The organism is Halomonas sp. B23F22_20, assembly GCF_043496985.1.
Lineage (GTDB): Bacteria > Pseudomonadota > Gammaproteobacteria > Pseudomonadales > Halomonadaceae > Halomonas.
Genome location: NZ_JBIEKH010000019.1, coordinates 30,959 through 43,610 on the forward strand (window position 1 = coordinate 30,959; position 12,652 = coordinate 43,610).

Below are 12,652 nucleotides of genomic sequence, written 5' to 3' on the forward strand. Positions count from 1 at the left end.
GAGACGCGGGAAACTTCCGAAAATGCGCCTCCTTCGACGGCGCTATAACACCTCGTCCAGGAACGCGAGTAACCCGCTCCAGGACTTCTCGTCGGCCTGCGCCTGGTAGCGGTCGGAGTCGAAGACGGTGAAGGCGTGGGGGGCGCCGGAGTAGATGTCGATCTCGTAGTCGACGCCGGCATCCTCGAGCTGTCGCGACAGCGCCACCACGTCCTCCATGGGGATGGCCTCGTCGGCGCCGCCGTGGGCGACCAGGATCGGCGCGGTGTCCGGCCCGTAGCCCTGGTCCTCGGGCGTGGCCAGGCCACCGTGGAAGGTGGCGTAGCCGTTTACGTTCTCGGCCACGCCGCTGCGGGCCAGTTCGAGCACCACGGCGCCGCCGAAGCAGTAGCCCATCACCACGGTGGGTGTCGCCGCGCCCTGGGCACGGGCCTCGGCCAGGCCGCCCAGAGTCAGCGCGCGCATGCGTTTGCGGTCATCGTAGAGGCGAGCCGTCTCGGCCTTGCGCGCCGCCGTCTCCGCCGGGCGATTGCCGCGGCCGTATAGGTCGACGGCGAAGGCGTCGTAGCCCTGTTCGGCGAGCATCTCGGCGCGCCGGCGCTCGTAGTCGGTGAGGCCATCCCAGTCGTGGATGATCAGCACCGTGCCTCTCGCCTCGTCGGCGGCGGGCGCGAAGTATCCGGTGAAAGGCTCTTCGCCTACCTGGTAGTCGACGTCGCGGCCTTCAGCCTGGGCGGCGCTTGCCACGGCGGCGAGGGTGAGAAACGTCAGCGGTCGCATCATGATGGCCTCTACGGTTGGCGTTCAGGCTCCTCAGTATAGGCGGCCGTCGGGATCAGCGTTGAAGCGCTCGTTCGATCGCTGATGCGCCAGAATTGGCGGTTGCCAATCAAGATGTTGCAGGCCGCTTCCCGGCGGCCAGCGTTGGCAGGCAGGGGTTGTGTTTTGGGCGGGGGCCTTCCAGATTGGAGAGGTGTAATTCGCGCAGCGGATGTTCCGAGCAACCAGAGCGAGACCAACAACCATGAAGAAACGCGTTCTAGCGACGGCGGTGGCTGCGACCACCCTGGCCCTCTCCGGCATGGCCCAGGCCGAGGTCAAGGTCGGCTTTCTCGGCGGTTTCACCGGCGGCATCGAAAGCCTGACCCCGCCGATCTTCGACGGCGCCAACCTGGCGGTGCAGCAGATCAACGAGCAGGGCGGTGTGCTGGACGGCCAGGACATCGTCATGCCCACCGGCGATACCACCTGCTCCGACGCCTCGGCAGCCTCCAACGCGGCCGACCGCATGGTCAACACCGAGCAGGTCACGGCCATCGTCGGTGCCCTGTGTACCGGGGCGACCATCGCCGCGGCCAACAATGCCGCCATTCCCGGCGGCGTGACCATGGTCTCTCCGGCCTCCACGGCCCCGGCGGTCACCGACCTGGACGACAACGACCTGGTGTTCCGCACCGTGCCCTCAGATGCCTTCCAGGGCCAGATGCTGGCCAAGCTGCTGCTTGACAAGGGCATCCAGGAAGTGGCGGTGACCTACGTCAACAACGACTACGGCCAAGGGCTGGCAGATGCCTTCGTGGCGGGCTACGAGAGCGGCGGCGGCAGCGTGCTGGATAACTTGGCCCACGAGGATAACCGCGCCGACTACCGCTCCGAGCTGGGCACTCTGGCCGCCACCGGCGCCCAGACGCTGGTGGTATTGGCCTATGCCGACACCTCCGGCCAGACCGTGCTGCGCCAGGCCTACGAGAGCGGCATGTTCAGCCAGTACGTGGGCGGCGACGGCATGGTCGGCGACAGCCTGGTCGAGGCCATCGGCGCCGACGTGCTCAACGGCATGATCGCCACTCGCCCGGGCAGCCCGGAGCTGCCGGGGACCGCGATGTTCAACCAGCAGGCCCAGGCCGCCGGCATCGACCCCAGTGCGGTGTTCGCCGCCCAGGCCTACGATGCCGCCTTCCTGCTCGGCCTGGCCATCGAGCAGAATGGTAACGCCGAGCGTGAGGGCCTGAGCGAGGCGCTGCGCAGCGTGGCCACCGCCCCTGGCGAGGTGGTCCTGCCCGGCGAATGGGAGAAGGCCAAGGAGCTGATCGCCGCTGGCACCGAGATCAACTACGAAGGCGCTTCCGGCACCCACGAGTTCGACGAGAACGGCGACGTGCCGGGCGTGGTTCAGGAAATGCTGGTCGAGGACGGCACCTTCACCATCCAGGGCTACGTCGACGCCGACGAGGAATAAGCCCCTCGCCTCCAGAAGTGCCAAAGCCCCTGGCGGGTAACCGCCGGGGGCTTTTTGTGTCGGGTGAGGGGCGAGTCCCGCGAAGCCCTTTATGCGTGCTCTTTAGAGCCGGTCCGACGCCTCGGCGATCCGCTGCGCCAGCGGCGGCATTCTCATACTCCTGAGCCGGGGGCGCCTGCGGCGCCTTTCGCGCAGCAAGCTGCGCTCCCACGAAGACCTGCGCGGTGGCGCGGATCCACTGAGGGCGGCTTCGTAGGAGTGCTCTTCAGAGCCGGTCCGACGCCTCGGCGATCCGCTGCGCCAGCGGCGGCATTCTCATACTTCTGAGCCGGGGGCGCCTGCGGCGCCTTTCGCGCAGCGAGCTGCGCTCCCACAGGGGGCCCCGGTGCCGTCGTCGATCAGGGCGTAGGCGCGAGGCAACATGCTGCACCACTCACCAAAAAGCCCCGGACGACGCCGGGGCTGGAAGGGAGCCGCACGAGGTTTCAATCCACGTGCTTGGTCTTCTCGGGCAAGAGCCCCTTGGGTGCGAAGCGCAGCACCAGGGTGATCAGTAGGCCGATCACGAACACCCTGGCCTGCAGCGCGCGGCTGTCCATGCTGGCCGGGGCGTCCCAGCCGAAGGTGCTTTCGCCGAAGTGCACGGCCAGCTCCATCAGGAACAGCGCCAGCGGTTCGGACATCAGCCAGATGATGTAGACCGCCACGGCGCCGAAGATGGTGCCCAGGTTGTTGCCGGGGCCGCCGAGGATGACCATCACCAGCACCAGGAAGGTGTGGTTGAGTGGCAGGTAGCCCTGGGGATCGAACAGGCTGTTGAAGCTCGCCAGCACGGCGCCGCCGATGCCCATCAGGATGCAGCCCAGCACGAAGATTTCCAGGCGGCGCTTGTTGATGTCCTTGCCCATGGCCGCCGAGGAGATCTCGTTGTCGCGGATGGCGCGGATCATCCGCCCCCAGGGAGCGTGATAGGCGCGATGCAGCAGGAAGAAGATCGCCGCGATCATCACCGCCGTCACCGACAGGTACATGGCGCGAGCCAGGGTGAAGCCGACCTCGGCGGGCCCGGGCACCGGCCAGGGGAGCGGCGATACCGTGGCGGTGCCGCGGGTCAGCCAGTCGGAGTTCTTGAGGAACGCCTTGATGATCTCGGCGATGCCGATGGTGGCGATGGCCAGGTAGTCGCTGCGCAGGCCCAGGCAGATATGGCCGATGAAGTAGCCCACGCCGCCGGCCAGCGCGCCGCCGACGATCCAGCCGACCCAGGCGGGCAGGCCCAGGCCGCCGATGAAGCCGGCCTGGGACTCGATCTGGTCGGCGACGCCGCGGAAGGCGCTGATCACCACCAGGTAGAGCACCACGGCCAGCACCACGGTGATGACGGTGCGCAGCTTCTTCGGCACGCCGAGGCGGTCCAGCCGTGAGGCGCCGAACACCACGACCGCGGCGCCGACGATATAGGCCAGCACCACGCCCAGCTCGCCGGGCAGTGAAGAGTCCCAGAAGGCGTCGTTGACCGGGACACTGAAGAACATGGCGCAGAAGCCGCCCAGCGCCACGAAGCCCATGACCCCGGCGTTGAACTGCCCGGCATAGCCCCACTGGATGGTCAGGCCCAGGGCCAGGATGGCGTAGCAGGAGGCCTCGACGAGCATGCGGGTGCTGTAGGCGGACCCCATCATGCCGTAGACGCCCAGCACGGCGGCCAGCAGGACCACGAAGAGAATGACCTCGCGCAGCGGGAAACGGCGCGGTGCGGCGACGGTATCGGTGCGTGTCGTGCTCATCAGATCACCTTGCCCTTGAAGATGCCGGTGGGGCGCCACACCAGGATGGCGACGAGGATGAAGAAGGGCACCACGATCTTGTATTCGGTGCCGACGAAGGCCAGGTTGCCCGCCTGGGCCAGCCACTCCGGCAGGCTGTCGCGGAAGGGCCTGAGCAGGATGCCCCAGTTGAACACCGCCAGCGTCTCGGCGAAGCCGACCACGAAGCCGCCGGCGATGGCGCCGTAGGGATGGCCCACGCCGCCGACGATGGCTGCGGCGAAGATCGGCAGCAGCAGGAAGAAGCTCAGGTCGGGCTTGAAGGTCACGTCCAGCGACAGCAGGGTGCCGGCGATGGCGGCCAGGCCGCCGGCGATCACCCAGGTCACGGCGACGATGGTGTTGGTGTTGATGCCCGAGGCCTGGGCCAGCGCGGGGTTGTCGGACATGGCGCGCATGGCCTTGCCCAGCCGCGAGCGCGACAGGAAGAAGTGCAGCGCCACCACGCTGATCAGCGTCAGCGCGAACAGGTAGATCTGGGGCTCGGTGATCACCACCGGCACTCGCACGCCCTCGATGGGCAGCGGAATGCGGAAGATTTCCTTGCGGTCGTCGACGTAGAGGCTCTCGCCGCCGGTGCCGGCGAACAGCCGGATCAGCCCCTGCAGCATCAGGGTCACGCCCAGCGAGGCGATGACCATGACGATCGGCTTGACGCCGTGGGCGCGCAGCGGCTTGTAGAAGGCGCGGTCGATGCCTACCGCCAGCACCGCGGTCAGCGCCATGGCAAACGGCAGCATGATCAGCGGCGTGGGAATGCCGATGGCTGCGCCGGCCTGCGGGAAGAGGGTAGTCAGCAGCAGCACCATGAAGGCGCCGAAGGTCATCATGTCGCCGTGGGCGAAATGGGCGAAGCGCATGATGCTGAAGATCAGCGTCACGCCCACCGCGCCGATGGCGTAGATCGAGCCGGCCACGCTGCCGGCGATCACCACGTTGTTGATGAAGAAGACGAGTTCGTTCACGGGATCTCTCCGATGTGCCGTCGAGGCGGGCTCAGCCGCCCAGGAAGCTCTTGGCGACCTCCGGGTCGGCCAACAGGGCCGCGCCGGTGTCGGTGAAGCGGTTCTGGCCGGCGGCCAGCACGAAGCCTTTGTCGGCGATGGCCAGCGCCTGCTTGGCGTTCTGCTCGACCATCAGGATGCCGACGCCGGCGGCGTTGACCTCCTTCACTCGTTCGAAGATCTCGTTCATGTACAGCGGAGAGAGCCCGGCGGTGGGTTCGTCGAGCAGCAGTACCTCGGGTTCGGCCATCAGCGCCCGGCCCATGGCGACCATCTGGCGCTGGCCGCCGGAAAGCTCGCCGGCGGGCTGGTGGCGCTTGTCGTAGAGCGGTGGGAAGAACTCGTAGATCCGCGACAGCATGCGTTTGACGTTGCCGGGCTTGAGGTAGGCGCCCATCTGCAGGTTTTCCTTCACCGTCAGGCTCGGGAAGACGTTGTATTCCTGCGGCACGAAGCCCATGCCCTTCTGGACGAGCTTGTTGGGCGGCAGGTTATGGATGGGTTCGCCGCGCAGCAGGATCTCGCCCTGGCTGACATGGAGCAGGCCGAATACGGCCTTGAGCATGGTCGACTTGCCGGCACCGTTGGGGCCGACGATGACGCCGATCTCGTCGGCCTCGATGGACATGTTCACCCCGTTGAGGATGTTCATGCCGCCGTAGCCGCCATGCACGTCGCGTGCGTCGAGTAGTGGCATAGAGGGTTCTCTGCGTTGTCGTTATTGGGCGGGATCCGGCCGCCCCGTCGTTGTTGTGGTGCTCAGGCCGCCGGTGAGCCAAAGTAGGCCTCGATGACCTCGGGATTGTTCTGGATCTCCTCGATGGTGCCTTCGACCATCACGCTGCCCTGGGCGAGCACGATGACCGGGTCGCAGAGCCGCGCGATCATGTCCATGTCGTGCTCGATGACCAGGAAGGTGTAGCCCATCTCGCGGTTGAGGCGTTCGATGTTGCCGACCAGGTCGCCGAGCAGGGTGCGGTTGACCCCGGCGGCGATCTCGTCGAGCAGCACCACCTTGGCGTCGGTCATCATGGTGCGGCCGAGCTCCAGCAGCTTCTTCTGGCCGCCGGAGAGGTTGCCGGCGAGCTCGTTGCGCACGTGATGCAGGCCGACGAAGTCGATCACCTCCAGCGCCCGGCGCCGCACCTCGGCTTCTTCCCGACGCACCTCGCCCGGCTTTAGCCAGGTGGCGAACAGGTTCTCGCCGGCCTGCTTGGGCGGCACCATCATCAGGTTCTCCAGCGCCGTCAGGTTCGAGAACTCGTGGGCGATCTGGAAGGTGCGCAGCAGCCCCTTGTGGAACAGCTGGTCGGCGGGACGGTTGGTGATGTCCTCGCCGTCGAACAGGATCTGTCCGGTGTCCAGGGGTAGGGCGCCGGCGATGATGTTGAACAGCGTCGACTTGCCGGCGCCGTTGGGGCCGATCAGGCCGGTGATCGAGCCCTCCTCGACCTGCAGGGAGCAGTCGTTGATGACCTTGAGGCCACCGAAGGCCTTGTTGACGTGTCGAACGTCGATGATGGCTGACATGTCACACCTGTGATGGATTGTTCATTGTTGTGAGACCGCGCAATGGCTCATGAGGCATGGCGCTCCGCCAGGAAACTGCGACCGGCGGCGAAGGCGCCGACGATCACCACGGCGCCGATGGTGGGGATCCAGTAGCCCTGCACCTGGGGAATGGTGCGCAGGAACACGAAGGCCACGGCGGCCGGGGCCACGAAGCGCACCAGCAGGCGCCATACGCGGAACCAAGTTTCGCCGGTGCGCATCTCCTTGGTCACTTCGCCATGGGTGAGGGCCCAGCCGGCAAACAGCGAGATCAGCAGGCCGCCGAGCGGCATGAAGATATTGGTGAGCAGTTCGAGCAGGCTGAAGGCGCTGCGCCCGAAGAGGGCGTGGAAGATCGAGGCCTGGGCCCAGCGATTGAAGCTGAACACGGTGAGCAGGCCCAGCGCCCAGCTGGCGATGACCATGGCGGAGACCGCCTGGGGGCGGCTGAGATCGAAGCGTTCGACCAGGTAGGCGGCCACCGGCTCGATCAGCGAGATCGCCGAGCTCAGCGCGGCGCCCAGCACCAGGATGAAGAAAATGGCGCCGAGCAGGGCGCCGCCGGGCATCTCGGCGAAGGCCAGCGGCAGGGTGACGAACATCAGCCCGGGGCCCTCGGCGGGATCCAGCCCTGCACCGAACACCAGCGCGAAGATCGCCAGGCCGGCGATCAGCGCCACGGCGGTGTCGACGATGGCGATGGTGAAGGCGGTGCGGGTCAGCGAGGCCTCGCCGGACATGTAGGCGCCATAGGCCATGATGGCACCCATGCCGAGGCTCAGGGTGAAGAACGACTGGCCCATGGCCGCCAGCCAGCCCTCGAGGCTGAGGTTGGCGACGTCGAAGGTGAACAGGAAGTCTGCGGCGACGCTCAGGTCGCCGATCATCGCGGCATAGGCCAGTACCACCATCAGAATCACGAACAATGCCGGCATCAGGATACGCAGGCTGTTCTCGATGCCACGGTGAACGCCGAGCCCGACCACCAGCGCCGAGGCGGCGATGAACAGGGTGTGATAGAGGGTCAGCAGCGCCGGCGAGGCCAGCAGGGTGTCGAATCCCGCGGCCACGGTGGTCGCGTCGGCGCCCTGCAGCGAACCGGTGAGCATACGGCCGGTGTAGTGGATCGCCCAGCCGGCGATCACCGAATAGAAGCTGAGGATGATGAAGGCCGACACGGCGCCCAGCCAGCCGATCGACTCCCAGGCCCGAGAGGTCTTGTGGGTGCGGGTCAGAAAGCGCATGCCCATGATCGGGCTGCGGCGGCTGTTGCGGCCGAGCATGGTTTCGGCGATCAGGATCGGAATGCCGACCGCGAAGATGGTCAAGGCATAGATCAGCAGGAAGGCGCCGCCGCCGTTTTCACCGGCCAGGTAGGGGAAGCGCCACAGGTTGCCGAGCCCCACCGCCGAGCCGACCGCGGCGAGCAGGAAAGTCCCCTTGTGCGTCCAGACGTTGTGCGTGCTCATCGGGTGTCCGCAATTGCGTGTCGGCCTCGTGTCATGACCTTGTGGGTCATTGAAGAGTGGGCCGCGATGTCCTGCGCTGGGATGACCAGCTCTGTGGCCATCAACTTTGCGATAGACCCGGGGCCCTTGACTAGTCGACTTGCGTTTAGGGGCCGTTGGCGGCGCGGATGGTAATCCGCGCCCCGTCTCAGTCCCGCTCGTCTTCGTCCGCCTCGGGATGCCGCGGCTCCATGGCGCGCATGGCGTCGGGCAGCCGCACGGTGTCGCCCAGGGTCACGTCGTCGACGCTATGCTGGCGGCGGCCGTTGTCGGCGGCGATCAGCGCGACCACCTCGCCGATGCTGGTGTCCTCGACTCGGGCCGCGACCTTCACGCGCACGGTGAAGCCGTGGAAGCGCGCGCTGACGATGCTGCCCTCATGGGGCTCCGGATAGTCCTGGGGATGGTCGGCGTAATAGCGTTCCACGCTGGCACTGCCGGGGTCGTCCCATTCAACGTGCTTGTGCATCGAACTCACCTCCATGGAGAAAGATGGAGGCTTCAGCATAGCCTTCGACGGCGGGCGGGGGCTATCAACGCAGCAGGCGCTTGGCCTCGACGCAAAGAGCCCGCCGGTGGGCGGGCTCTTCTGGTATGGCGCGGGCTCGCGCCGGCCTGACAGCCGGCGGTGGCTCCCTGTGCCACGATCAACCCGACATGAAAGCTTGCCGGGTCAATATCACGCGCGCGCTTACTTCTTCTTGGCGCGCTTGCGCTCGTTCTCGGCGAGCAGCTTCTTGCGCAGGCGGATGTGGTTGGGCGTGATTTCCACCAGCTCGTCGTCATCGAGGAACTCGATGGCCTGCTCCAGGGTGAAGCGAACCGGCGGGGTGAGCACCAGGTTCTCGTCGTTGCCCGAGGCGCGCATGTTGTCGAGCTTCTTGGCCTTGGTGGGGTTGACCACCATGTCCTCGGCGCGGCTGTTGATGCCGATCAGCATGCCTTCGTAGACCTCGGTGCCGTGCTCGATGATCAGCTTGCCGCGGTCCTGCAGGGCGAACAGCGCGTAGGCCAGGGCCTTGCCGGAGACCATGGAGACCAGCACGCCGTTGCGGCGCTCGACCGAGGCGTCCGGCTTGAGCGGGCCGTAGTGGTCGAAGCGGCTGGTCAGGATGCCGGTGCCGGAGGTCAGGGTCAGGAACTGGCCGCGGAAGCCGATCAGCCCGCGCGCCGGGATGATGAAGTCGAGGCGTACCCGGCCCTTGCCGTCGGGGTTCATGTTCTTGAGCTCGCCCTTGCGGTAGCCGAGCTCTTCCATGATGGCGCCCTGGTGCTGCTCCTCGCAGTCGATGATGACTTCTTCGTAGGGCTCCTGGGACACGCCGTCGATCTCGCGGATGATGACCTCGGGGCGGCCCACGGCCAGCTCGAAGCCTTCACGACGCATGCTCTCGATCAGCACCGAGAGGTGCAGTTCGCCGCGGCCGGAGACGATGAACTTCTCGGGGCTCTCGCCCTGCTCGACGCGCAGCGCGACGTTGTGGATCAGCTCCTGCTCGAGGCGATCCTTGATGTTGCGGCTGGTGACGAACTTGCCGTCCTTGCCGGCGAACGGCGAGTCGTTGACCTGGAAGGTCATCGACACGGTGGGCTCGTCCACGGTCAGTGCCGGCAGCGCCTCGACGGCGGCCGGGTCGCACAGCGTGTCGGAGATCGCCAGGTCCTCGATGCCGGTGATGCAGATGATGTCGCCGGCGGTGGCTTCTTCGGTCTGAACCCGCTCAAGACCCAGGTGGGTCATCACCTGGCCGATCTTGCCGCGACGGGTGTTGCCTTCCTTGGAGACGACGGTGACCTGCTGGTTCGGCTTGACGTTGCCGCGGGTGATGCGGCCCAGGCCGATGACGCCGACATAGCTGTTGTAGTCCAGCGCCGAGATCTGCATCTGCAACGGGCCATCCAGCTCGACCTTGGGCGGCTCGACGATGTCGACGATGGCCTTGAACATCGGCGACATGTCCTCGGCCAGCTGGTCCGGCTCGGGGCCGGCCACGCCGTTGAGCGCCGAGCAGTAGATGATCGGGAAGTCGAGCTGCTCGTCGCTGGCGCCGAGGTTGTCGAACAGATCGAAGATCTGGTCGATGACCCAGTCCGGGCGCGCGCCCGGGCGGTCGATCTTGTTGACCACCACGATCGGCTTGAGGCCCTGGTCGAAGGCCTTCTGGGTGACGAAGCGGGTCTGCGGCATCGGGCCGTCGACGGCGTCGACCATCAGCAGCACCGAGTCGACCATCGACATCACGCGCTCGACCTCGCCGCCGAAGTCGGCGTGTCCGGGCGTGTCGACGATGTTGATGTGGTAGTCGCGCTCGTCGGGGGCTTGCCAGCGGATCGCCGTGTTCTTGGCCAGGATGGTGATGCCGCGTTCCTTCTCCTGGTCGTTGGAGTCCATGATCCGTTCCTGGCCCTCGGCCTTGCGGTCCAGGGTGCCGGACTGCTGGAGGAGCTTGTCGACCAGGGTGGTCTTGCCGTGGTCGACGTGAGCGATGATGGCAATGTTGCGAAGATTCTCGATCACGACGGGATCCTGCTGGGAAAATTGGGGTGGCATTATAGGGTCAGGACCTTGACGCTACCAGCCTTGTCGGTGGGAAACCGGGGTGTTGGGCACTCCGACCCATGGATTCAAGGACCTGCGGGCGGTGACAGAATGTCGTCGGAAGGTGCGAGGGCGAGTCACTCTGTGCACCTTTATGGTGCGCTTAGCCAGTATTTGCGCCATTTGTGTGCGTTTTTGGTGCCCGTTGCGGCGCGGTGAGAGGGCATGGGGCGAAACGGTGATCTTGCACCTTCATGGCGCGATTTTTTTTCTTCTTTCATCTCAGGTTGTTATGCCATTTTGCATGAAGGTTGGCGCTATTTTGGCACGCTGGCTGCATTATTTGGGGCAGTGCCATGGTCGTGCATGGCGGCGTGGGCATCATGCCTGCGGCATGCTACAACGTCGACTGGACACTACCGCGACCGGCGACAGAGATAAGCGGAATACCCGATAACCAGCCATTACCCTGGAGGACCTCATGTCCGAGAAGACTCTCGCCCTGATCGAAGAACATGACGTGAAGTGGGTCGACCTGCGCTTCACCGACACCAAAGGCAAGGAACAGCACGTCACCATTCCGGCTCGCGACGTCGACGAGGAGTTCTTCGAGAACGGCCAGATGTTCGACGGCTCCTCCATCTCCGGCTGGAAGGGCATCAACGAGTCCGACATGATCCTGCGCCCGGAGGACGGCACCGGCTTCCTCGACCCCTTCACCGAAGACGCCACCCTGATCCTGCGCTGCGACATCATCGAGCCGGCCACCATGCAGGGCTACGAGCGTGACCCGCGCTCCATCGCCAAGCGCGCCGAGGCCTACCTTCAGTCCACCGGCCTGGGCGACACCGCCTTCTTCGGCCCCGAGCCCGAGTTCTTCATCTTCGACGAGGTGCACTGGAAAGCCGATATCGAAGGCGCCATGTACAAGATCACCTCCGAGGAAGGCGCCTGGGCCACCGACCGTCAGGTCGAAGGCGGCAACCTGGCGCACCGTCCGCGCGTCAAGGGCGGCTACTTCCCGGTGCCGCCGGTCGACAGCTTCCACGACATCCGCGGCGCCATGTGCAACACCCTCGAGGCCATCGGCCAGTCCGTCGAGGTGCACCACCACGAAGTCGCCAACGCCGGCCAGAACGAGATCGGCGTCAAGTTCAACACCCTGGTGAAGAAGGCCGACGAGCTTCAGGAAATGAAGTACGTGGTGCACAACGTGGCCCACGCCTACGGCAAGACCGCCACCTTCATGCCCAAGCCGCTGGTCGGTGACAACGGCTCCGGCATGCACGTCCACCAGTCCTTCTGGAAGGACGGCGAGAACCAGTTCGCCGGCGACCAGTACGCGGGCCTGTCCGAAATGGCGCTGTACTACATCGGTGGCATCATCAAGCACGCTCGTGCCCTGAACGCCTTCACCAACGCTTCTACCAACTCTTACAAGCGTCTGGTGCCGGGCTTCGAGGCGCCGGTGATGCTGGCCTACAGCGCCCGCAACCGCTCTGCCTCCATCCGCATCCCGTACACCGCCAGCCCGAAGGGCAAGCGCGTCGAGGCTCGTTTCCCCGACCCGACCGCCAACCCGTACCTGTGCTTCGCGGCGATGCTGATGGCCGGCATCGATGGCATCAAGAACAAGATCCACCCCGGCGATGCCATGGACAAGAACCTCTATGACCTGCCGCCGGAAGAGGGCAAGTCCATCCCGACCGTGGCCGAGAGTCTGGACCAGGCCCTGGCGGCACTGAACGAAGACCGTGCCTTCCTGACCGAGGGTGGCGTGTTCACCGACGAGATGATCGACGCCTACATCGAGCTCAAGGAAGAAGACGTCGAGCGCCTGCGCATGACCACGCATCCGGTCGAGTTCGACATGTACTACAGCTGCTGAGGCCGCGCGGCGCCTGGCGCCGCGCCCTGGCTTGAAAAGGCACGCCCGCGGGCGTGCCTTTTTTCATCTCACCGCGCTCTACTCGCTTCTCGCCGTT

10 protein-coding genes are annotated in these 12,652 nt (G+C 65.9%); 2 read left to right on the forward strand and 8 right to left on the reverse strand.

Going from position 1 to position 12,652, the window contains the following annotated elements; translation table 11 throughout:
* Window positions 1–42: 42 nt before the first annotated feature.
* The gene (locus tag ACGTN6_RS15710; RefSeq protein WP_394593315.1) at window positions 43–783 is read right to left on the reverse strand and encodes a dienelactone hydrolase family protein; all 741 of its coding nucleotides are present in this window, start codon (window positions 781–783) and stop codon (window positions 43–45) included.
* Between the two features lie 241 nt (window positions 784–1,024).
* Between ACGTN6_RS15710 and ACGTN6_RS15715 the strand changes: the two genes are divergently transcribed.
* Window positions 1,025–2,239, forward strand: a complete 1,215-nt coding sequence (locus ACGTN6_RS15715) for an ABC transporter substrate-binding protein (protein ID WP_394593318.1) — start codon at window positions 1,025–1,027, stop codon at window positions 2,237–2,239.
* A gap of 485 nt (window positions 2,240–2,724) precedes the next feature.
* On the opposite strand, the gene ACGTN6_RS15720 is transcribed toward ACGTN6_RS15715, so the two are convergent.
* From ACGTN6_RS15720 to typA, 7 genes are all read right to left on the reverse strand, one after another.
* A complete protein-coding gene (locus ACGTN6_RS15720) occupies window positions 2,725–4,026 on the reverse strand; it encodes a branched-chain amino acid ABC transporter permease (RefSeq protein WP_394593320.1) in 1,302 nt (433 codons plus the stop codon).
* Window positions 4,026–5,030 carry a branched-chain amino acid ABC transporter permease gene (locus tag ACGTN6_RS15725; RefSeq protein ID WP_394593321.1) on the reverse strand — a complete coding sequence of 335 codons (1,005 nt, stop codon included), beginning with the start codon at window positions 5,028–5,030 and terminating at the stop codon, window positions 4,026–4,028. Before ACGTN6_RS15725 ends, ACGTN6_RS15720 begins: the two co-directional genes overlap by 1 nt.
* 31 nt (window positions 5,031–5,061) lie before the next feature.
* Window positions 5,062–5,766, reverse strand: coding sequence for an ABC transporter ATP-binding protein (locus ACGTN6_RS15730; RefSeq protein ID WP_183386899.1), 705 nt, complete (start codon window positions 5,764–5,766; stop codon window positions 5,062–5,064).
* 62 nt (window positions 5,767–5,828) lie between these two features.
* Complete coding sequence (locus ACGTN6_RS15735) at window positions 5,829–6,599, reverse strand: ABC transporter ATP-binding protein (protein WP_183386900.1); 771 nt, start codon at window positions 6,597–6,599, stop codon at window positions 5,829–5,831.
* Between the two features lie 47 nt (window positions 6,600–6,646).
* Window positions 6,647–8,089, reverse strand: coding sequence for a sodium-dependent transporter (locus ACGTN6_RS15740; protein ID WP_394593325.1), 1,443 nt, complete (start codon window positions 8,087–8,089; stop codon window positions 6,647–6,649).
* Between the two features lie 187 nt (window positions 8,090–8,276).
* Entirely contained in the window at window positions 8,277–8,597 is a 321-nt protein-coding gene (locus tag ACGTN6_RS15745; protein WP_394593327.1) for a hypothetical protein, read from the reverse strand.
* Between the two features lie 222 nt (window positions 8,598–8,819).
* Window positions 8,820–10,646: a translational GTPase TypA gene (gene typA, locus ACGTN6_RS15750; RefSeq protein ID WP_394593330.1), complete on the reverse strand. Its 1,827-nt coding sequence runs from the start codon at window positions 10,644–10,646 to the stop codon at window positions 8,820–8,822.
* A 502-nt stretch (window positions 10,647–11,148) separates the two neighbouring features.
* On the opposite strand from typA, the gene glnA reads away from it, so the two are divergent.
* Window positions 11,149–12,555, forward strand: a complete 1,407-nt coding sequence (glnA, locus tag ACGTN6_RS15755; protein ID WP_394593332.1) for a glutamate--ammonia ligase — start codon at window positions 11,149–11,151, stop codon at window positions 12,553–12,555.
* The last annotated feature ends 97 nt before the right edge of the window (window positions 12,556–12,652 follow it).

Coding starts and splice junctions, on each gene's coding strand:
- glnA (WP_394593332.1), top strand. CDS start 11,149: ATGTCCGAGAAGACTCTCGCCCTGATCGAAGAACATGACGTGAAGTGG.
- ACGTN6_RS15745 (WP_394593327.1), bottom strand. CDS start 8,597: ATGCACAAGCACGTTGAATGGGACGACCCCGGCAGTGCCAGCGTGGAA.
- ACGTN6_RS15730 (WP_183386899.1), bottom strand. CDS start 5,766: ATGCCACTACTCGACGCACGCGACGTGCATGGCGGCTACGGCGGCATG.
- ACGTN6_RS15735 (WP_183386900.1), bottom strand. CDS start 6,599: ATGTCAGCCATCATCGACGTTCGACACGTCAACAAGGCCTTCGGTGGC.
- ACGTN6_RS15715 (WP_394593318.1), top strand. CDS start 1,025: ATGAAGAAACGCGTTCTAGCGACGGCGGTGGCTGCGACCACCCTGGCC.
- ACGTN6_RS15710 (WP_394593315.1), bottom strand. CDS start 783: ATGATGCGACCGCTGACGTTTCTCACCCTCGCCGCCGTGGCAAGCGCC.
- ACGTN6_RS15740 (WP_394593325.1), bottom strand. CDS start 8,089: ATGAGCACGCACAACGTCTGGACGCACAAGGGGACTTTCCTGCTCGCC.
- ACGTN6_RS15720 (WP_394593320.1), bottom strand. CDS start 4,026: ATGAGCACGACACGCACCGATACCGTCGCCGCACCGCGCCGTTTCCCG.